We start from the raw sequence: 19,505 nt of genomic DNA, 5'->3' as shown, positions 1-19,505 counted from the left end.
GCCTGCCGTACGTCTCCAAAAGACCCCCACACCCCCCCTTTGTTGTGGGGGGTGGGGGGGCCCGCCCCCCCCCCCCCGGGGGCGGGCCCCCCCCCGGGGGGGGGGGGCGGGGCGCCCCCCCCCCCCCCCCCGCCCGAGCACCGCCGCCCGGGCAGCACCGCCGGCATCGACCGGGCGGCATCCGTCGGGACGGGCCTCCTCGTCACCGCCAGGCGGGGTGGCCCTCGGGAACGTCGCCGGTGGTCAGGCGGCGCTCGCCCGTGCCGTCGGCGCGCACCGCCCAGATGACCGGCTTCTGGTACGGGCCGCGGACGAAGGCCAGCCAGTCGCCGTCCGCCGACCACGCCGGGTCCATCTCGTGCTCCGTCGTCACCACGAGCGGCCGATCGCCCTGCCCGTCGGTGCCGACCAGGCGGATGTCACCCTTGTTCGGGCCCTGGTAGGACCCGGCGGTGTAGGCGAAGGTACGGCCGTCGGGCGACCAGACCGGATCGAGCGCCGGGTGCGGCAGCCGGGTCACCTGACGGGGCGCCCGGTCGGGTGCCGCCGGGTCCACGGTGTGGATCTGCCAGTTCCCCGGGCCCGCCTGCAGACAGACCGCGATCCGGGTGCCGTCCGGGGACCACGCCGGATCCTCGACCTTCTCCGGCCCGTCGGTGAGCTGCCGGGCGGATCCGTCCGACACCCGCACCTCGAACAGCTGCTGGACACCGTCCTGCACGCGCAGCACGGCGAGCCGGGTGCCGTCCGGGGACCACGACACCCGTCCCCCGGAGATCGCCCCGATCCGCCGGGCACCGGAACCGTCGGCCTTCGCCGTCCACACCGCCGTGCCCTCGGACGTCACCCGGGTGAACGCGAACGAGGCGCGGTCCGGCGCCCATTGGGGAAGGTAGTCGCACGTCCCGTCCGGCACGAGCCGCCGGAGCCGGTCCGTGCCCGCCGGACGGACCGCGATGACCCCGTGGCAGTCGCGGGGCCAGCCGGGCGCGGTGTCCTGGCGCACCAGCAGCGTCGTGTCGGGGAAAGCCGCCGGGCCGGCGACGGGGGAGGAGGAGGTGCCGCCGCCCGGCTGGGCACCGTTCCCGGCGTCCTGCGCCCACTGCCGCCAGACGAGCAGGCCCGCGGCGACGGCCGCGCACACCACGAGCGCCGCCGCCAGGGTCGCCCGTCGACCGCGCCGGCCCGCGGGCCGTCCCGAGAGGTCCTCCGGCCTGGTCGGCAGCTCCGGCGCGGCGGTCGGCGGCCCGCCCGCCGCCTCCGGTCCGATGCCGGGTGTGACCTGCTCGATGCGCCCGGCCCCGTCCGTCGCCCCGGCCCGGTCCGTCGCCCCGGCCCGGTCCGTCGCCCCGGCCCGGTCCGTCGGCTCGGCTCGCTCCGTCTCCTCGCGTACGAGGACGGTGTCGGGGTGCTCCGGCACCGGCACCGTGGCCAGCAGCACCGTCACCTCGTCGGGAAGCCAGCCGCCGTCCGGCCGGTGGCGGACCGTCAGGCGGTCCAGGAAGGCCGCGGGGGTCGGCCGTCGTGCCGGGTCCTTGGTCAGGCAGGCCGCGACCAGGCCCCGTAGCGGCTCGGGGACGGCGGCGATGTCCGGCTCTTCGTGGACGACCCGGTAGAGCCAGGCCGCCGACGTGCCGTCGCCGAAGGGCGAGCCGCCCGCCGCCTGGCACAGCACGACTCCCAGCGCGAACATGTCCACGGCCGGCGTGATGGCGCCGCCCGTGAGCTGCTCGGGCGCGAGATAGCCGGGCGTGCCGACCTGAAGGCCGGTCCGGGTGAGCGCGGCCGTGCCGTCCAGGGCCCGCGCGATCCCGAAGTCGATCACGCGCGGGCCGTCCTCCGCGACGATGATGTTGGCCGGCTTGAGGTCCCGGTGGATCACCCCGGCCCGGTGGATCGCCTCCAGGGCCTCCGCGAGCCCGGCGGCCAGCACGGTGAGACTGTCCGCGGCCAGCGCTCCCACCTGGGCGAGGACCACCCGCAGCGTGGGCCCGGGCACGTATGCGGTGACCAGCCAGGCCGGGTGCCCGTCGGGGTCCGCGTCGACCACCGGGGCGGTGTGGAAGCCGCCGACCTGGCGCGCCGCCGCCACCTCGCGGGCGAACCGGCGTACGAACTCGGGGTCGGTGCTCAGATCGGGCCGGACGACCTTGACGGCCACCGCCCGGCCGGAGCGGGAGCGGCCGAGGTAGACCACACCCATGCCTCCCTGACCGAGCCGTCCGACCAGCCGGTATCTGCCGTCGCCGACCGATTCCGGATCCCCCGCCTCCAGCGGCTCCATCGTGCCCCCTCGCCATTCGTACCGTGCAGGCATCTCCTACCAGCCGGAGGGTGCCCCGGTCGAGTATCGACTACCGGGCGGTGACGCCCCGGTCAGTCGAGGGTGTGCTCCTCCCAGGTCTCGTCGTCGGGGTCGTACTCGGTGTGGGCGGACTCCCAGGTGGCCGAGGCCAGCTCCACGCCGGGGACGTCGCCGAGGAGGGCGATCGGGTCGATGAAGTGGGCGAGGGAACCGGACGGGTCCAGCTCGATCGCCTCGACGGACTGGGCGCGCTCCGCGTCGTCCAGGTACTCGTCGTCCCGGACCGCGTCCAGCGCGGCGGCCTTCAGGGCCTGCTCGTCGGTGATCTCGGCGACGAGCTCGATGGTGACGCGCACGTAGCGCGCGCCGGCCTGCTCGGATGAGGGGTCGATGGTGGTCATCCGCGAAGCTTAGGCGACGTCACGGGACCCGTCGTCCCGGGCCCCGCCGTCCGGAGTCCCGCCCTCCGGGGCCTCGCGCAGCCGGCGGGCGACCACGCTGTGCGCCGGTTCCTGATGGCCGCCGGAGGCGAGGACGCGCACCTCGTCGCGGTCGCTGATCTCCGCCCGGATGATGCCGGTCGGGTCCGCGTACACGGGATGGCCGCCGGGTCCCGTCGCGGACGTGCGCTCGACGACGACGACGTCGCGGGCCGAGCCCACCGCGTCGGAGAACACCAGCTCGTACCTGGGTGTGCTCACCTGCCCCATTTTACGCGGCGGGGCACGGTCGCGCGGCGGGACCGGTCAGGCACCGGCCCTGGTCAGGGCCCGGGCCTGATCACCGACCGGGACCGGTCACGCGGCGGGGCCCGAACGGAGCACCTCGTCGGTCACGGCGTCGACCAGGGCGGCGAGGGCCACGCCGAGGGCCCGCGCCCCCGGTCCCGCCGGGCCTCCGGGTTCGCTCATGTACAGGTCGCGGCGGATCTCCACCATGAGCGCGCTGACGCGGGTGTCGCGGCCGTAGTGCGCCAGCGGTACGTACGTCCCCGCGAAGGGGCTGTCCGTGCCGACCCCGCCGAAGCCGGCGAAGGCCCGCCGCGCCGCCGCAAGAAGCGCGGGCGGCGTGTGGAAGGCGTCCGTGCCCAGACAGACGGGCGGCCGGGGGCCGTCGCCGTGCAGTTCGTACGGGAGCGCCGCCGTCGGGTACGAGTGCACGTCGACGATCACCGCGCGGCCCGTCGCCGCCAGCCGCTCCTCCACGGCCCGGGTCATCGCCTCGGCGTACGGCGCGAAGTACCGCCCGACGAGCGGCGCGGGGTCGAACCCGTCCGGCCGCAGCTGGGCGCGGTGGGTGGTGCGCGTGTACACCGCGCCCATGCCGACCGCGAGCATCTCCTCGCGCTCGTCGGGGAACCGCTCCGGGTCGACGACCAGCCGGGAGAGCCGGTTGACGAACCGCCAGGGCGCGGCGCCGGCCGACGCCGCGGCCACGGCGGCGATGTCGTCGGTGTGGGAGTCGGTGATGTGGTCGAGTTCACGCCCGAGCTCGGCGTCCCCCAGGACGATGCCGGCCCGCACGTCCGGCGGCACGGTCCGCGAGGAGTGCGGCACGTGGAGCAGGACGGGGGAGTGCGGCGCCCCGGCGAGGAGTTCGAAGGGGGCGGGGGCGTCGGTCATGGTGCGAGGCTCCTTGCGGTCGTCGAATGCCGGGTGTCCCCCTGACGCGAGCGCCGGTGTTGCGCCTGGGGGAGGGGGCCGTGGGTTGGGCCCCGCGCGCCTGAGGCCCTGTGCCTGGGGTCCTGCCCCTGGAGTCGGGTGGGCCGGGAGCGGCTACGGCAGGGCGGCGCCGCGCGCGGTGGTCCACAGGCGGTACCACTCCTCGTGGCCGAGGTCCGGCGCGTCGACGGCGGCGCCCCGGCAGGCGCGGATGCGGGCGGGGTTGGTGGTGCCGATGACCGGGGAGATCCGCGCGGGATGCCGCTGGAGCCACCACAGCAGGATCGTCTCCGGTGTGGTGCCCTTGGCCTCGGCGAGCTCCGCGACGAGCGCGGCCGTGGCCTGCTCCTGCGGGGTCTCCGGCCGGCCGGTGTAGCGCCCCTGGGCCAGCGGGCCCCATGCCTGGAGGGAGATCCCGTGGTCCAGGCAGTGCTCGACCGTTCCGGCGGGGAACCCGACGGAGGCCGCCGCGGGCGTGTTGACGAGCACGCCGTCCTCCAGCCAGTCCCGGCGCAGCAGGCTCATCTCCAGCTGGTCGACCACCAGCGGCAGTCGCAGGTGGGCCTGGAGCCGGGCGATCTGGTGCGCGTTCATGTTGGAGACGCCGAACGCGCGGACGAGGCCCTGGCGGTGGAGCGACTCCAGGGCCGCGGCGATCTCGGCCGGGTCGGCGAGAGGGTCGGGCCGGTGGAGCAGCAGCACGTCGAGCACGTCGGTGCGCAGCCGGGCGAGGCTCTCCTCGACCTTCCGGACGATGGTGGGACCGCGCAGGTCGTACAGGCCGGGCCGGTCGCCGTCGGCGAGCCGGATGCCGCACTTGGACTGGAGCGTGATCCGCTCGCGCAGTCCCGGCGTGCGGGAGAGGACCTCGCCGAACACGGCCTCCGACTTGCCGTGCCGGTAGATGTCGGCGTGGTCGAAGGCGGTGATGCCGCTCTCCAGGGCCGCCTCGACGGCCGCCTCGGCGGCGTCGATGTCAGCGGGCGCGTACGGGCCGGTGTCCCATGTCCCGCCCAGGCCCATGCAGCCGAGCAGGACCCGGCCGGCGCCGGGTACGGGGGTATCGCCGGAGGTCACATGGGTGGAGGTCACGGGCACACCCTGCCACAGGGCGGCGGGTGGCCGGGAGGGGCGGCGGGCGGCCGGCGGCGGCGGGTGGCCGGGAGGGGCGGCGGGCGGCCGGCGCCGGGGGAGGGGAAGCGGGGGCCGGGCCGACCCCGGCCGGTGGGGTTTCAACGTTTTGTATACAATCGGACGGGTCGCGTTGTCCTGATCGGGGCGGCGCCGGCAAGGGCGCAAGGGCGGGCCGACTGTCGATCACAGGGCCGTACGCCTGCCCTCCTGATCTCCGCCCTCCCCATCCGACCCCCCGGTTCCCGCCCTCCGGCCCGAGGCCGCCTGCCCCGAAACAGCCCGCGCATGAGCACCGACACCGCAGAGTCCGAGTCCCCGAGCCCGAGCAGGCCCCGGATCACCGGCCGCGCCCCGGCCCGCCCGGCGCCCGCGGCGGCCCTCCACAGCGTCAGCGCCGTGACGGCCGTCCTGCTCGGCCTGGTCGCGATCGGGGCGGTCATCCACGAGCCCGTCCTCATACCGCCGCTGGCCGCCAGCGCCGCCCTGGTGCACAGCGCCCCGACGCTGCCGCTCTCGCAGCCCCGCAGCGTCGTCGTCAGCCACCTCCTGGCCGCCGCCGCGGGCTACGCGACCCTCGCGGTGACGGGCGCCGGCGCCTGGGCCGCCGCTCTCGCCGCGGGCCTCACGCTGGCCCTGACCACCCTCGCCCGCACCCCGCACTCACCCGCCTGCGCGACCGCCGTCGTGATCGTCCTGCAGTCCCCCGCCCCGACCCGGTTCGTCCCGCTCCTCTTCGGCGCCACGCTGCTGCTGGTGACGATGGAATACGCCTTCTCCCGCATCCGCCGCGGCGCACCCAAGTACCCCGCCTACTGGTGGTGACCCGGCGCCGTCGGTGGCGCGCTAGCGTCCGGCGCATGGGATTCATGAGTGCCTGGGGCGTCAGCGCCCACCCCGACCCCGTCATCGCGCGGCTCGCACCGCGCCTGCTGCCGGCGATGAAGGCGGACCGCGAGGCCCCCGGCGCCCGCGACCGCTGGCGCGCCTGGCGGCAGGCACCGCTGCCGGACCACCGCACCTGGTACGCCGGTTTCGGCGGGCGGGGCCGCAGCGCGGCCGAAGGGGAGGCGATCGAGTCCTTCCGGACGCTCACGGCGCCCGGCGCCCGGGTCGACGAGCTCTGCGGCGGCATCTCCGCCCCTGACTTCTCCGTGGTCGACGACGTGTGGGACGGCCAGGACCTCGACCACGTCTTCGTCTCCGTCCATTCCAAGGAGTACGCGGTCAGTTCCCTGCTCCACGCCATCGGCCCCGACCGCGCCGCCCTCCTGCCCGGCTGGTGCGGCAACTTCCTCCTCACCGCCGACGAGGCGCGCCGCGCCCTCGGGCGGATGGAGGCCGCCCTGGCCTTCGGTGCCGCCGAACGTGCCGCGGCGGAAGACCAGGACTGGCTGTACTACTCGGCGGGGGAGGAGAGCGTGCTCGACGGGCCGCTGCGGGTCTGGCGGGCCGCCGTGCGGGACGGGCTCGGGGTGTGCGGCGTCGCCCTGCACCTCGGCTGACCGAGGCGCAGCCGGTCAGCCGCCCGGGCGGAACACGCGCAGGTCGCGCACCTCGTAGGACATGCGGGTCGTGTGGTCGTCCGGGGGCGGGTGGTAGCGGCCCGCGCAGATGGAGAGGTTGACGATCAGGTAGGCGTGCCAGCTCCGTCCGACGCCACGGCCGTCCGCGAAGACCTCTTCGTCGTTGAGCCACCACACCACCGAGCGGGGACCGAACTCGGTCCGCAGCCGTATCCAGCCACCGGGCCGCACCGCCGGATCGCGGTGGTAGCGGTGGCTGCCGCGCACCCGGTTGGACAGCTCCAGCAGATCGGGGTTGTTGGGGTGGTACTCGAAGACGTCGATCTCCTGGCCTCCGTCGCGCCACGTCCAGATCGCCGGCCAGGCGCCCGTCTCCTCGGGAAGGCGCACCCGCGCCTCCAGCACGTCCCCCGAGCGCACCTCGAAACCCTCGTCGCTGCCCTCGGTCGTCAGCAGGCCCGTGTCCCACAGTCCGTCGGAGCGGCGTGTCGCGCGGAAGACCCCGGAGCGGCTGTACTCGGGGTCCTCGACGAGGTGGTCCAGTTTGTTGTCTCCCCGGTTGACCGGCCCTCCGTCGGGATAGGCCCAGGTGCGGCCCGCGACCCACTGTTCCGGAGAGGTGAAGTCCGCGGTGAAGACCGGCTCCTCGGCCGGCGGCCAGGTGGACATGGTGGTTGCTCCTCGCGTCGGCGATCGTCCTCCGACGCTGTTCTGCCCGCCGGGCCCGCCGCGATGCGGAACCCCTCACTCCTTGTCAGGAAGTCGCCACGCGACGTCATCCCGGGGAGCGTTGTCCGCCCGGTCGGTCACGATCCGGGGCAGGGCCCCGGGATGCTCCCGCACCAGCCAGTCGACGAGCTCTTCCCGTACCGCGCAGCGCGTGGTCCACAGGTCGTCGGCGTCCTTGGCCGTGACGATCGCGCGGACGGTCACACAGGTGGGGGAGGTGTCCGTGATGGCGAGGTCCCATGCCCGGCGGTCCCAGGTGGGACAGGTGTCGAGGAACTCCCGCATGCGCGCCCGCATCAGCGCGACCGGAACGGAGTGGTCGCAGTAGAGGAAGACCGAACCCGTCATCTCCGCACCGCCCCGCGACCAGTTCTCGAACGGCCGGGAGGTGAAGTAGGAGACGGGCAGCGTGACCCGCCGCTCGTCCCAGGTCCGCACGGTGAGGAAGGTCAGGGTTATCTCCTCCACCGTCCCCCACTCGCCGTCCACGACGACCGTGTCGCCTATGCGGACCATGTCGCCGAAGGCGATCTGGAAACCGGCGAAGAGGTTCCCGAGCGTCGACTGTGCCGCCACGCCCGCCACGATGCCGATGATGCCCGCCGAGGCCAGCAGGGACGTTCCGACGGTGCGGAACGCCGGGAAGGTGACGAGGGCGACGGCCGCGGCGATCACCCCGACGGCGACCGACACCACCCGCATGATCAGCGTGACCTGGGTACGCACCCGGCGCACCCGTGCCGCGTCGCGCGACCGCCCCGCGTAGCGCGCGTACGACGACTCGACGACGGCCGCGGCGACCCGTACGGCCAGCCACGCGCCGCCCCCGATCAGGCACAGCACGAGGAGGTGGGACACGGTGTCGGTGTGGTCGTCCAGGGGCGCCCAGTCCGTCGCGCGGAACGTCCACCCGAGCAGTGCGGTGAACAGGACGACGAACAGCGGCGTACGGCAGCGGCGCAGCAACCCCCACAGTGGGGTCTCCGGGCGGCGCGCGTCGGCCTGCCGTGCCACGACGTCCGCCGCGCGGACGGCGGCCAGGGCCACCAGCGCCGACCCGCCGAGGACGATCAACAGTCGAAGGACGCTCTCCATGGCTCCCCAGGGGACGAGTCGGTAGTAGGACGTTCCTTCGCCTCACCGCCGTGTCACCCGCCCAAACACCCGCCGACCCGCCGTACGGACCGGGCGGGTGTGCGTCCGGTCACTCCGCCGCGAGCACGACCACCTCGTCCCGGCGCGCTCGCCGGTGCCACGATCACGAGACACACCGGCGCCCGCCAACCGGCCAGCGCCGCCACGCCCTTGACCACGGTCCGGTCGACCCGGCACCGAAGCCGTGTCCCGAGTCCCCGCCCGCCGCGTCACCCGGCGCGTCGCCCGGCGAGGACGCCCGCCGAACGGGGATGAGGACCGCTCGCCGGGGTACGCGAGTTCCGTCCGACCCGACAAGGGAGGAAACATGGGTCTGGGAGCCTGCATCATCCTGATCGCCGTGGGCGCCATCTTCACCTTCGCCTCCGACTGGGAGATCGAGGGCGTCAACCTCGACCTGGTGGGGCTGATCCTGATGGCGGTGGGAATCATCGGCACGGCGGTGTACACCAGCATTCTGCGCCGGCGCCGGGTGGTGGTCCCGCCCGTCGCCCCGACCGTCACCGACGACGAGCGCAGGGACCTCCACTGACGTCCGTCGCCCGGCCGCTGTCCGTCGCCCGGCCCGCACTCCTACGGGGTGCGGGCCGGGCGGTGCGCGGCCCCCCGCGCAGCGGGCCGACCGCGGGGGCCGACGGGCGGACGGAGGGTCAGCGGTCGAACGGCACCACCGCGTGGACGGTCTTGCCGTCCGTGCGGACGTCCAGGGTCACCTGGCGGCACAGGTGCAGCACGATGGGCCAGCCGAATCCGCCTGGTCGCAACTCCCGGTGGAGCGTGTACTGCGGCGTCCGCGGACTGGAGTCGCTGACCGAGATCGTGACGCTGTCGCGGCCGAGTCCTATCGCGAAGTCGGTGACCCCTCCCGCGTGCCGCTGTGCGTTGGTCACCAGTTCGGAGGCCACCAGCATCAGGTCGTCCACCTGTGAGGGCCGGATCGGCAGACAGGTGGCCAGGGCCCGGCGGACGGATCGTCGTGCCTGCGCCGAGGTGCGTACGACGGCCTCGTCGGACGGCCCGGCGCCGGAGAACGCGGTCGCGGGCGTCCACGGGCTGGGCCGGGCGTCGCCCCGAGTCTTCATCACGGGTCCCTTTCTTCCCGGTTGTTGAGCTTCCGGCGGTTTTCGTCTTCCCACGGATCGCCGAGCGATACCCGGACCGGACCCCTGGGGAAGCCCGTCGAGAAAAGACGCGTGGGTGGGGGAAGCGCGGGTAGGCGAAGCGCCACAGGCGAACGTTCGGCGAGAAACAGGAGGTTGACCCCGTGCGGACCGAGATGGTCAAGGCGACGACGGCGACCGCCGAAGACGGTACGTGCAACGACCTGCCCGTGCTCGAGGCCCCCCACGAGATCGCTCCCCAGGACGCGCGAGCCCTGTCGAAGGTGTTCTTCCGCGAACTGGCGGCACGGGAGGAAGGAACGAAGGAACACCAGTACGTCCGCAACACCCTGATCGAGATGAACATGTCGCTGGTCCGGTACGCGGCGGGCAGGTTCCGCGCCCGGGGCGACGAGATGGAGGACATCGTCCAGGTCGGGATCGTCGGTCTCATCAAGGCGATCGACCGCTTCGACCTGTCCCGGGAGGTGGAGTTCGCGACCTTCGCCGTGCCGTACATCGTCGGGGAGATCAAGCGGTTCTTCCGTGACACGACCTGGGCCGTACACGTGCCGCGCCGTCTCCAGGAGGCGCGCGTGGAGCTGGCGAAGGCGAACGAGGACCTCGGCTCGCGGCTCGGCCGGGCACCGCGCGTCGCCGAACTCGCGGAGCGCATGGACATGTCCGAGGAGGAGGTGGTCGAGGCGCAGATCGCCGCGAACGGCTACCACTCCACGTCCCTCGACGCGGCCCTCGGCGGCGGGGACGACGAGGAGGCGGACGCCTCCCTCGCTGACTTCATCGGGGAAGAGGACCCGGCGATCGAGCTGTTCGAGGACTTCCACACCCTCGCCCCGCTCGTGGAACGCCTCGACGAGCGGGACCGGCTGCTGCTCCACCTTCGGTTCGTGGAGGAGCTGACCCAGTCGGAGATCGGTGCCCGGCTGGGCGTCTCGCAGATGCACGTGTCCCGGCTGCTCGCCCGCAGCCTCGCCCGGCTGCGCGAGGGCATGCTGGTCGACGTCCCCGCCGACGACTGAGCGGCCGGCGACCCCGCGTGGCGGACGACCGCACGACACGACCGCACAACAGGACCCCGCGAACACGGCCGGGCGACAGACGACCGGACAACAGACAACCCGACACCCGGTGGCAGGACAGCCGGTGGGCGAGTGGGCGGCGACGGGGCGGGGCACCGAAACCGCCCCGCCCCCGCCCCCGCCACCCCGGCTCATCTGACCGAACGCAGGAACGCCCTCGTCCGCTCCTGCCGCGGCGCGTCGAGCAGCTCGTCCGCCCGCCCCGACTCCACGATCCGGCCACGGTCGAACATCAGGATCCGGTCGGACACGTCCCGGGCGAAGCCCATCTCGTGGGTCACGCACAGCAGCGTGATGTCCGTGTCCCGCGCCACGTCCCGCAGCACGTCGAGCACCTCCGCCACCAGCTCCGGGTCCAGGGCCGAGGTCACCTCGTCGAGGAGCAGGATGTCCGGCCGCATCGCCAGGGCGCGGGCGATCGCCACCCGCTGCTGCTGGCCGCCGGAGAGCCGGGTCGGCCGGGCGTCGACCTTGTCGGCGAGGCCGACCATGCCGAGCAGGTCCCTGGCGTGCGCCTCCGCCTGCTCCCTGCTCTCGCGCAGGACGTGCACGGGCGCCTCGACGACGTTCTCCAGCACGCTCATGTGCGGGAACAGGTTGAAGTGCTGGAAGACCATGCCGATGCCCCGCCGGCGCGCCGCGAGATGCCGCTCGTTCGCGGGCACCAGCTTCCCGCCCGGCCCGGCCGGCATGTGGGAGAAGGGCAGCCCGTCCACGTGGATGACGCCCTCCGTGACCCGCTCCAGTGTCATCAGCAGCCGCAGGATGGTGGTCTTGCCCGAGCCGCTGGGACCGATCAAGGTGACCCGCTCGCCGCGCCCGACCGTCAGGTCGAGGCCGTCGAGCACCGTGTGGTCGCCGTACCGCTTGGTGACCCGGTCGAAGCGGACCGCCTCCGCGCCCGCGGCCGGCCCGCCCGTCGCCTTCACCGCGCCCAGCGCCTCCGCCGGATCCGTCGCCTTCACCACGCTCAGCGCCTCCGCCGGATCCGTCGCCTTCACCACGTTCAGCGCCTCCGCCGGATCCGCCGCCCGCGTCCGTGCGCGGGGCGGCTCCCCGCTCCTGTCGTCAGTGGGCAAGGCGTGCCTCCAGTCGTCGTACCAGCACGGACGTCGGCCAGCTCGCCAGCAGGAACACCGCGGCGGCCAGCGTGAAACTCTCCAGATAGGCGAAGTGGGTGCTGCCGAACGTGCTCGCCTCGTGCACCATCTCGTGCACGGTGATCACCGAGAGGAGCGGCGTCTCCTTGAACATCGACACGGCGTAGTTGCCGAGCGGCGGCAGCACGTTGCGCACCGCCTGCGGCAGCACCACCGCCCGCCACACCCGCCGGCGCGGCAGCGAGAGCGCCGTGCACGCCTCCCACTGGCCCTTCGGCACCGACTCGATCCCCGCCCGGTAGACCTCGGACAGGTACGCGGCGTAGTGAACGCCGAGGACCAGGACGCCCAGCCACAGCGCTTCCACACCGGGGATCAGCACCCAGGCCGCGAACAACTGCACCAGCAGCGGCGTCGAACGGACGAAGGCGGCGGCCGCGTTCACCGGCAGCGCCACCCACCGCGGAGCCGCGCGGCCGACGAGCGCGAGGACGAGACCGAGCAGCAGCGCCACCGCGAAGCCGAGCACGGTCGCCGTGAGCGTGATCCCGAAGCCCTTGAGCACGGTGGGCAGTGCGGCCCATGCCGCTTCCCCGTCCCACATCAGCCACCACCGCCCATCCCGAGCCGCGCCTTCGCGACCCGCTCCAACGCGTTCATCAGCAGGCTCAGGAGCCCGGCCAGCACCCCGTAGACCACGAGCAGCAGCAGATACGCCGCCGCCGTGTCACCCGTCGCGGACCGCAACTGGTCGATCTGGAAGGTGAGATCGGGCACCGTCACCAGGGACAGCAGGGGAGTCGCCTTCAGCAGCTGCACCAGCAGGTTCTTGAACGGCGCGACCATCAGGGCGTGCGCCTGCGGCAGCAGCACCCGCCGCAGCCGCAGCGCCGGCCCCATGCCCAGCGCGACCGCCGCCTCGACCTGAGCCCGGGGCACCGCCGCGATCGCGCCCCGGACCACCTCCGCCCCGTACGCCCCGTAGTTCAGCCCCAGGGCCACCACGGCGCAGGCCAGCGGCTCGAGGCGGAACCCGAGCATCGGCAGCGCGAAGAACAGCCAGAACAACTGCACGTACAGCGAGGTGCCCCGGAAGAACTCGACCACGAGGCGTGCCCCGCCCCGCACGGGCATCCGTGCGGAGCGGGACATCAGGCCGAGTACGTAGGACAGCACCAGCGCCAGCGCGGCCCCCAGCACCGTCGCCTCCACCGTGACGAGCAGTCCCTCGCCCAGGCGCGGCAGGGCCTGCCGGAGCTCCGGGAGGAACTCCGTCACGCTGGCCCCCGGGCCGCGCACAGGTCGGCGGTGCGCAGCGAACGGGGCGGCACCTCGCGGGCGGTGAAGCCGTAGCGGCCGATCAGGTCCACGTAACGGCCCGGATCGCCGGTGATCTTCGCGAGCTCGCGGTCGAACGCGTCCCGCAGCGACCGCGCGCCCGGCCGGAACACCGCCCCGCCGGCGCTCCACTGCTTCACCCCGTCGATCTCGGGGACGAACGGGGTGCCCACCTCGACCGCGGCGCCGCTGTTGGTCCGGGCCAGCCAGCGCAGGGAGATGCCGGTCAGCGCGAACGCGTCGATCCGCCCCGCGAGGAGCGCGTCGAGCCCGTCCTGCTGCTTGGCCAGGGTCTTCACCGACCCCTCGGGGACCCCGGCCGCCTTCGCGTAGGAGGCCTCCACCGCGGCGGTGAGCACCCCCACCGTGGCGCCCTCGCGGGCACAGGACACCAGGTCGCTCAGGCCCTTGGGGTTGCCCTTGCGGACCATCAGCGCGGTGGGGGAGATGAACTCCGGCTCGGAGAAGATCACCTTGCCGCACCGCTCCGGAGTGATGGACATCCCCGCGCTCACCACGTCGAACCGGCCGGCGAGCAGCCCGGGTATCAGCGCGCCGAACTCCGTGAGCGTCGGCCGCAGCTCGGGCACGCCGAGCGCGGAGAAGACCTCCCGGTGCAGCGTCGGCGCCTCGCCGGCGAGCTCGTCGCCGTCCTGGAAGCCGTACGGCGCCTCACCCGCGAACCCGACCCGGACGAAGCCCTGTCCGCGCAGCTTCGCCAGCAGGTCCTTGTCCTCCTTCGGCGCGCCGGTGCCGGCTTCGGTGCGGCTGCAGCCGGTCAGCAGACCGGCGACGCCGATCGCCGGCGCCAGGGCCAGGAAGCCCCGCCGGTCGAGGCCTGCGGAACGGGACATACCGTTCACCCGACCGGCGTGATGTCGCGGGCGGCGATGAACGACGGCCGCCGGACGGGAGCGGCGAACGGCATCTCCGGCGCGTTCTCGACGCTGTTGAAGACGAGGAAGACGTTGCTGCGCGGATACGGGGTGATGTTGTCGCCCGAGCCGTGCAGCGCGTTGCAGTCGAACCAGGTCGCCGAGCCCGGCGCGCCGGTGAACTGCCGGATGCCGCAGGCCTCGGCGAACGTGGTCAGTGCCTCGTCCGACGGGGTGCCGGCGTCCTGCATCTGCAGCGACTTCTTGTAGTTGTCCTTCGGGGTGGCGCCCGCGCAGCCCAGGAAGGTCCGGTGGGAGCCCGGCATGATCATCAGGCTGCCGTTGGTGGTGTGGTTCGCCGTGAGCGCGATCGACACCGAGACGGTCCGCATCCGCGGCAGGCCGTCCTCGGCGTGCCAGGTCTCGAAGTCGGAGTGCCAGTAGAAACCGCTCGCGCCGAAGCCGGGCTTGACGTTGACCCGGGACTGGTGGATGTACACGTCCGAGCCGAGGATCTGCCGGGCCCGTCCGACGACCCGGGGGTCGGCGGCCAGCCGCGCGAAGACCTCGCTGATCCGGTGCACCTCGAAGACGGAGCGGATCTCCTGGGACTTCGGCTCGACGATCGCCCGCTCGTCGGCGCGGACCCCCGGGTCGGTGACGAGCCGGTCCAGCTCGGCCCGCAGCTCCACGACCTCGTCCGGGGTGACGAGCTCGTCGACCGTGGCGAAACCGTCGCGCTCGTACTCCTCCAGCTCACGGGCCCAGAAGGGGCCGGGCGTGCCGGGGGCGGACCAGACGACGGGGTCCTTGCGGCCGATCAGCACCTCGTCGGTGCCGCGGGTGGGGTACAGGTCGACGGGACGGGTGGGGGCGGAGGTCATGAGGGACGGTGCCTGCCTTTCTCGTACGGACTGCGGGTGGTGCGGGTGGTGCGAGGGTGCGGGTGGTACGGACCGGGGCCTGCGTCGGTGGTCTCAGGCCGGGTCGGGCTCGGTGAGGAGCGGGTACACGCCGTTCTCGTCGTGGTCCTCACGGCCGGTCACCGGCGGGTTGAAGACGCACAGGCAGCGGAAGTCCTGCTTGACCTTGAGCGTGTGGCGCTCGTGCCCGTCGAGCAGGTACATCGTCCCGGGCACGATCGTGTACGTGCGGCCCGTCTCGTGGTCGGTGAGCTCGGCCTCGCCGGCGGTGCAGACGACGGCCTCGACGTGGTTCGCGTACCACATGGACGTCTCGGTCCCGGCGTACAGGACGGTCTCGTGCAGGGAGAAGCCGACCCGCTCGCGAGCCAGGACGATCCGCTTGCTCTCCCAGGTGCCGGAGGCGGCGCGGACGTGCCGGTCGGTGTTCTCGATCTCGGCGAAGGTGCGGACGATCAAGGGAAACGTTCCTTTCTGCGAGGTCGGTCAGGCGGCGGCGCGGACGGCCGGGCGCTCGGCGGCATGGCGGACGGAGCGGGCCAGGATCCCGAGGCCCTCGTCGAGCTCGTCGTCCGTCGCGGTCAGCGGCGGCAGCAGCTTGACGACCTCGTCGCGCGGCCCGGAGGTCTCCAGGAGCAGCCCGAGCTCGAAGGCCCGCCGGCACACGGCCTGGGCGCGCTCGCCGTCGGCGAACTCCAGCCCCCACACGAGCCCGCGGCCCCGGTAGTCGACGGCGGTGCGGCCGTCGTCGCCGCACAGGTCGGCGAGGGCGTGCTCGACGCGGTCGGCCCGGGCGAGGGTGCGCTCGCGCAGGGTGCCGTCGCTCCAGTACGCGTCGATGGCGGCGGTGGCGGTGACGAAGGCCGGGTTGTTGCCGCGGAAGGTGCCGTTGTGCTCGCCCGGCTGCCACAGGTCGAGTTCGGGGCGGAAGAGGCACAGCGCCATGGGCAGGCCGTAGCCGCTGATGGACTTGGACAGGGTGACGATGTCGGGCGTGATGCCCGCCTCCTCGAAGGAGAAGAAGTCGCCGGTGCGGCCGCAGCCCATCTGGATGTCGTCGACGATGAGCAGCATGTCCCGGCGACGGCACAGGTCGGCCAGCTTGCGCAGCCACTCGGCCCGCGCCACGTTGACGCCGCCCTCCCCCTGGACGGTCTCCACGATCACCGCGGCGGGGTGGTCGAGGCCGGAGCTCGGGTCCTCCAGGAGCCGCTCGAACCACAGGAAGTCCGGCACCTGGCCGCCCAGGTAGTTGTCGTAGGGCATGTGCGCGGCGTGGTGCAGCGGGACGCCCGCGCCGGCCCGCTTGGCGGCGTTGCCGGTGACGGCGAGCGAGCCGAGCGACATGCCGTGGAAGGCGTTGGTGAAGGAGACGACGGTCTCCCGGCCGGTCACCTTGCGCGCCAGCTTCAGCGCCGCCTCCACGGCGTTGGTGCCGGTCGGGCCGGGGAACATCACCTTGTACGGCAGGGCCCGCGGCTCCAGGATCGTCGAGCGGAAGGCCTCCAGGAAGTCACGTTTGGCGGTCGTCGACATGTCGAGCCCGTGGGTGACGCCGTCACCGGCCAGATAGTCGAGGAGCGCCCGCTTGAGCACCGGATTGTTGTGGCCGTAGTTGAGGGAGCCCGCTCCGGCGAAGAAGTCGAGGAAGGGCCGTCCGTGCTCGTCGTACAGCCGACTCCCGCGGGCCTGCTCGAAGACCACGGGCCAGGCACGGCAGTAGCTGCGCACCTCCGACTCGACGGTCTCGAAGACGGACGGGGCGGGGGCGGTGTCGGTGAGGGTGGTCACGGTTCTCCCGGTTCTCGGTTCTGTGTTGCTCGGTTCTCGGCGAGTGCTCTGCGCGTGCGGCGTGCGGCTTGCCCTGAACGGCGTGCCGCGAACGGCGTGCGGCGAACGGCGTTCGACGCTCGACATGCGGCGCCCGACATGCGGATGCGACGTGCGAGACGCGACGTGCGGCATGTGACGCGCGGTGTACGGCGTACGGCGTTCGGCGCGCGGCGTTCTACCGCGCTACGTCGGAGGTCCGATCCGGTAGAGCACCTCGGGCTCGTGGCCGCCGTCGGCGTCGGGCGTGTCGGGGAAGGCGGCGGACGGGAACAGGACCTCCTGGGTCACGGTGGCGCCGTGGCGACGCGCGTAGGAGCGGAACAGCCGGTCGGAGGCGACGTTCCCCGGAGTGACCGTCGCCTCGAGCCGGATCGGCCCGTGCTCGGCCGCCACTCGGGCGGACAGAGCGTCGAGCAGTCGTCCCGCTACCCCGGTTCCGCGGTACGAACCATCTACGGCCACCTGCCACACGAAGAGCGTCCCCGGCGCCTCGGGCCGCAGATAGCCGGTGACGAAGCCGACCGCCCGCCCGGAGTCGTCCCGGGCGACCGCGGTGGTGCCGGCGAAGTCGCGGCACCACAGCAGGTAGCTGTAGGGCGAGTTGACGTCCAGTTCCCCCGAGCCGCGAGCGAGCCGCCAGAGGTCGGCGCCGTCGGTCGGCCGGGCGGGGCCGATGTCGACACCGGCCCCGCGGGTTGTCATCTGTGCTGTGGTCATGGGCGCCGAAGCTACCGAGCGATTCGGCGAACTTCCTGGGTCGGCGGGGTTGTGCGAACGGCGGAGTATGCGATAGGTGCGGAATCGGTCCGAGGCGGGGACATCCGTCACTTCCGGCCCGGCAAAACGGACGATAAAACCCCAAAGTGCCCATTTATAACGGCTGGATAACGGCCGAGAGGTAAGGGGCGCACCTCTCGGTGATCCGTGAGACCCTCCCCTCTTTCGCGTTTGAAGCGGCCTCATGAGGTCAGGTGTACGAGTTCGGACGGCCCGTGCGAGTCGTGCCCTCCACCCCTAGGCTCCGCAGCGACCGACACGGTCCTGTGCCGGTGGCATCGCGTGACAAGAGGGTGGGAAACGGTATGAGCGCGACCGTACGCTGGGGAGTTCTGGCCACGGGAGGCATCGCGGCCTCCTTCACGGCCGATCTGTTGGAGATGCCGGACGCCGAGGTCGTCGCCGTGGGCTCGCGCAGCACCGCGTCCGCGAAGGCCTTCGCCGAGCGGTTCGGGATACCGCGGGCGTACGGGGACTGGGCGGAGCTCGCCGCCGACCCGGACGTCGACGTCGTCTACGTGGCGACGCCGCACTCCGCCCACCGGGCCGCGGTCGGACTCTGCCTGGAGGCGGGCCGGGCCGTGCTGTGCGAGAAGGCCTTCACCCTGAACGCCCGCGAGGCGGGGGAGCTCGTCGCGCTCGCCCGCGAGCGCGGACTGTTCCTCATGGAGGCCATGTGGATGTACTGCAACCCCGTCGTCCGGGAACTGGCCCGGCTCGTCGCCGACGGCGCCGTCGGCGAGATCCGCACCGTTCACGCGGACTTCGGCCTCGACGGCCCCTTCGCCCCCGACCACCGGCTGCGCGACCCGGCCGTGGGCGGCGGAGCCCTCCTCGACCTCGGCGTGTACCCCGTGTCCTTCGCCCAGCTGCTCCTCGGCGAGCCCGACCGGGTCTCGGCCGACGCACTGCTCTCGCCCGAGGGCGTGGACCTCAACACGGGCGTGCTGTTGGGCTGGGACTCCGGCGCGACCGCGCTACTGTCCTGCTCGATCGTCGCCGACACTCCGCTGACGGCCTCGGTCACCGGTACGAAGGGCCGGATCGAGGTTCCGCGCGGTTTCTTCTATCCGGAGGGCTTCGTGCTCCACCGCGACGGCCGGGAACCGGAGGAGTTCACCGTTCCGGGGCGGCGCGACAGCCTCCAGCACGAGGCGGCCGAGGTCATGCGCTGCCTCCGGGCGGGCGCGACCGAGTCGCCGCTGGTGCCGCTGGACGGGACCCTGGCCGTGATGCGGACCCTGGACGCCGTACGCGAGCGCATCGGCGTGCGCTATCCGGCCGACACCCTCTGAGAGCCGACCGCTCCGCCCGTGTGTATACGCTGGTCACGTGGCGAGCGGACAGGAGAACGAGGTCGACGGGAACAGTGCCGGAAACGCCCCGGCGGACCTGCAGCGGTTCGCCGTCGCGCTGCGGCGCACGATCGGTGAGGTCAACCGCCTCTCCCACGGCTTCGCCCTGGCCCAGGGCCTGCACCCGACCGATGTGCAGGCCCTGTCCTTCGTGCTGGACAGCACGGACCCGCCGACGCCGGGCATGCTGCGGGAGCATCTGGGGCTCACCTCCGGCGCGGTGACGGCCTGTCTGGACCGCCTGGAGAAGGCCGGGCACATCCGGCGTACGCGGGACAGTGCCGACCGTCGTGTCGTGCACGTGCACTACGTCCGGGACGCGCGGGCGGTCGCCCGCGCCTACTTCATGCCGCTGGCCGAGGCCGCGGAGCGCACCCGGGCCCGCTTCGACGACGCCGAACTGGCCGTGGTCCAGCGCTATCTCGACGTCCTGAACGACGAACTCGGCGAACTGCGGGTGCCGAGGCGCTGAGCCTGCCGCGTTCCTCCGTCGCCCATTCGCCGCGGGGTGCATCCGGGCGGCCGGCTCCCACCGAAGGAAGAGTGTCGAACACGTCCATGGTTGAATCTCTCTCAATCATTGAGATTGTTCATGGT

General features: G+C 73.1%; 22 protein-coding genes. 6 read left to right on the top strand and 16 right to left on the bottom strand.

Annotation, left to right across the window (positions count from 1 at the left end):
* Positions 1-202: 202 nt before the first annotated feature.
* The 5 genes from ACFY7C_RS01435 to ACFY7C_RS01415 all read right to left on the bottom strand — a co-directional run bounded on the left by ACFY7C_RS01435 (position 203) and on the right by ACFY7C_RS01415 (position 5,043).
* Entirely contained in the window at positions 203-2,284 is a 2,082-nt protein-coding gene (locus tag ACFY7C_RS01435; protein ID WP_389641983.1) for a protein kinase, read from the bottom strand.
* Between the two features lie 92 nt (positions 2,285-2,376).
* Entirely contained in the window at positions 2,377-2,706 is a 330-nt protein-coding gene (locus ACFY7C_RS01430; RefSeq protein WP_389641980.1) for a hypothetical protein, read from the bottom strand.
* 9 nt (positions 2,707-2,715) lie between these two features.
* Entirely contained in the window at positions 2,716-3,015 is a 300-nt protein-coding gene (locus ACFY7C_RS01425; RefSeq protein WP_389641977.1) for a DUF6296 family protein, read from the bottom strand.
* Between the two features lie 87 nt (positions 3,016-3,102).
* Positions 3,103-3,927, bottom strand: a complete 825-nt coding sequence (locus ACFY7C_RS01420; RefSeq protein WP_389641974.1) for an N-formylglutamate amidohydrolase — start codon at positions 3,925-3,927, stop codon at positions 3,103-3,105.
* 153 nt (positions 3,928-4,080) lie between these two features.
* On the bottom strand, positions 4,081-5,043 hold the full coding sequence (locus tag ACFY7C_RS01415; RefSeq protein WP_389645860.1) for an aldo/keto reductase family oxidoreductase: 963 nt from the start codon (positions 5,041-5,043) through the stop codon (positions 4,081-4,083).
* A gap of 342 nt (positions 5,044-5,385) precedes the next feature.
* Between ACFY7C_RS01415 and ACFY7C_RS01410 the strand changes: the two genes are divergently transcribed.
* Positions 5,386-5,922: an HPP family protein gene (locus ACFY7C_RS01410; RefSeq protein ID WP_389641971.1), complete on the top strand. Its 537-nt coding sequence runs from the start codon at positions 5,386-5,388 to the stop codon at positions 5,920-5,922.
* 35 nt (positions 5,923-5,957) lie between these two features.
* Complete coding sequence (locus ACFY7C_RS01405; RefSeq protein ID WP_389641969.1) at positions 5,958-6,602, top strand: hypothetical protein; 645 nt, start codon at positions 5,958-5,960, stop codon at positions 6,600-6,602.
* A gap of 15 nt (positions 6,603-6,617) precedes the next feature.
* Here the strand turns inward: ACFY7C_RS01405 and ACFY7C_RS01400 are convergent, their stop codons facing one another.
* Both ACFY7C_RS01400 and ACFY7C_RS01395 read right to left on the bottom strand, forming a co-directional pair.
* Entirely contained in the window at positions 6,618-7,292 is a 675-nt protein-coding gene (locus tag ACFY7C_RS01400; RefSeq protein ID WP_389641966.1) for a beta-glucanase, read from the bottom strand.
* Positions 7,293-7,367: 75 nt separating this feature from the next.
* Positions 7,368-8,447, bottom strand: a complete 1,080-nt coding sequence (locus ACFY7C_RS01395; RefSeq protein WP_389641963.1) for a mechanosensitive ion channel family protein — start codon at positions 8,445-8,447, stop codon at positions 7,368-7,370.
* Positions 8,448-8,814: 367 nt separating this feature from the next.
* Between ACFY7C_RS01395 and ACFY7C_RS01390 the strand changes: the two genes are divergently transcribed.
* A complete protein-coding gene (locus ACFY7C_RS01390; protein WP_389641960.1) occupies positions 8,815-9,039 on the top strand; it encodes a DUF6458 family protein in 225 nt (74 codons plus the stop codon).
* 118 nt (positions 9,040-9,157) lie between these two features.
* Here ACFY7C_RS01390 and ACFY7C_RS01385 read toward each other — a convergent pair whose 3' ends face one another.
* A complete protein-coding gene (locus tag ACFY7C_RS01385; RefSeq protein WP_389641957.1) occupies positions 9,158-9,589 on the bottom strand; it encodes an ATP-binding protein in 432 nt (143 codons plus the stop codon).
* 194 nt (positions 9,590-9,783) lie between these two features.
* Between ACFY7C_RS01385 and ACFY7C_RS01380 the strand changes: the two genes are divergently transcribed.
* Positions 9,784-10,647 (top strand): RNA polymerase sigma factor SigF, encoded by an 864-nt coding sequence (locus ACFY7C_RS01380; protein ID WP_389645858.1) that lies wholly within the window; start codon positions 9,784-9,786, stop codon positions 10,645-10,647.
* 191 nt (positions 10,648-10,838) lie between these two features.
* Here ACFY7C_RS01380 and ehuA read toward each other — a convergent pair whose 3' ends face one another.
* From ehuA to ectA, 8 genes are all read right to left on the bottom strand, one after another.
* The gene (gene ehuA / locus ACFY7C_RS01375) at positions 10,839-11,645 is read right to left on the bottom strand and encodes an ectoine/hydroxyectoine ABC transporter ATP-binding protein EhuA (protein WP_389645855.1); all 807 of its coding nucleotides are present in this window, start codon (positions 11,643-11,645) and stop codon (positions 10,839-10,841) included.
* 130 nt (positions 11,646-11,775) lie between these two features.
* Positions 11,776-12,411 (bottom strand): ectoine/hydroxyectoine ABC transporter permease subunit EhuD, encoded by a 636-nt coding sequence (gene ehuD / locus ACFY7C_RS01370; RefSeq protein ID WP_389641954.1) that lies wholly within the window; start codon positions 12,409-12,411, stop codon positions 11,776-11,778.
* Entirely contained in the window at positions 12,411-13,085 is a 675-nt protein-coding gene (ehuC, locus tag ACFY7C_RS01365) for an ectoine/hydroxyectoine ABC transporter permease subunit EhuC (RefSeq protein ID WP_389641951.1), read from the bottom strand. The genes ehuD and ehuC overlap by 1 nt, the downstream gene beginning before the upstream one ends.
* Positions 13,082-13,999, bottom strand: coding sequence for an ectoine/hydroxyectoine ABC transporter substrate-binding protein EhuB (gene ehuB, locus ACFY7C_RS01360; RefSeq protein WP_389641948.1), 918 nt, complete (start codon positions 13,997-13,999; stop codon positions 13,082-13,084). The genes ehuC and ehuB overlap by 4 nt, the downstream gene beginning before the upstream one ends.
* 5 nt (positions 14,000-14,004) lie before the next feature.
* Positions 14,005-14,904 carry an ectoine hydroxylase gene (thpD, locus tag ACFY7C_RS01355; RefSeq protein WP_389641945.1) on the bottom strand — a complete coding sequence of 300 codons (900 nt, stop codon included), beginning with the start codon at positions 14,902-14,904 and terminating at the stop codon, positions 14,005-14,007.
* 93 nt (positions 14,905-14,997) lie between these two features.
* Entirely contained in the window at positions 14,998-15,402 is a 405-nt protein-coding gene (locus ACFY7C_RS01350) for an ectoine synthase (RefSeq protein WP_389641942.1), read from the bottom strand.
* Between the two features lie 27 nt (positions 15,403-15,429).
* Complete coding sequence (ectB, locus tag ACFY7C_RS01345) at positions 15,430-16,734, bottom strand: diaminobutyrate--2-oxoglutarate transaminase (RefSeq protein WP_389641938.1); 1,305 nt, start codon at positions 16,732-16,734, stop codon at positions 15,430-15,432.
* Between the two features lie 225 nt (positions 16,735-16,959).
* A complete protein-coding gene (gene ectA / locus ACFY7C_RS01340; RefSeq protein ID WP_389645852.1) occupies positions 16,960-17,478 on the bottom strand; it encodes a diaminobutyrate acetyltransferase in 519 nt (172 codons plus the stop codon).
* A 380-nt stretch (positions 17,479-17,858) separates the two neighbouring features.
* Here ectA and ACFY7C_RS01335 point away from each other — a divergent pair, with 380 nt between their 5' ends.
* Together ACFY7C_RS01335 and ACFY7C_RS01330 are read left to right on the top strand one after the other, a co-directional pair.
* On the top strand, positions 17,859-18,848 hold the full coding sequence (locus ACFY7C_RS01335) for a Gfo/Idh/MocA family protein (protein ID WP_389641935.1): 990 nt from the start codon (positions 17,859-17,861) through the stop codon (positions 18,846-18,848).
* A 37-nt stretch (positions 18,849-18,885) separates the two neighbouring features.
* A complete protein-coding gene (locus tag ACFY7C_RS01330; protein ID WP_389641932.1) occupies positions 18,886-19,380 on the top strand; it encodes a MarR family winged helix-turn-helix transcriptional regulator in 495 nt (164 codons plus the stop codon).
* Positions 19,381-19,505 lie beyond the last annotated feature (125 nt).

Origin of the sequence: Streptomyces sp. NPDC012769 (genome assembly GCF_042901205.1) — a bacterium.
In the GTDB taxonomy this organism is placed as follows: Bacteria; Actinomycetota; Actinomycetes; order Streptomycetales; family Streptomycetaceae; genus Streptomyces.
This window is presented reverse-complemented; position numbering and strand designations above follow the sequence as displayed.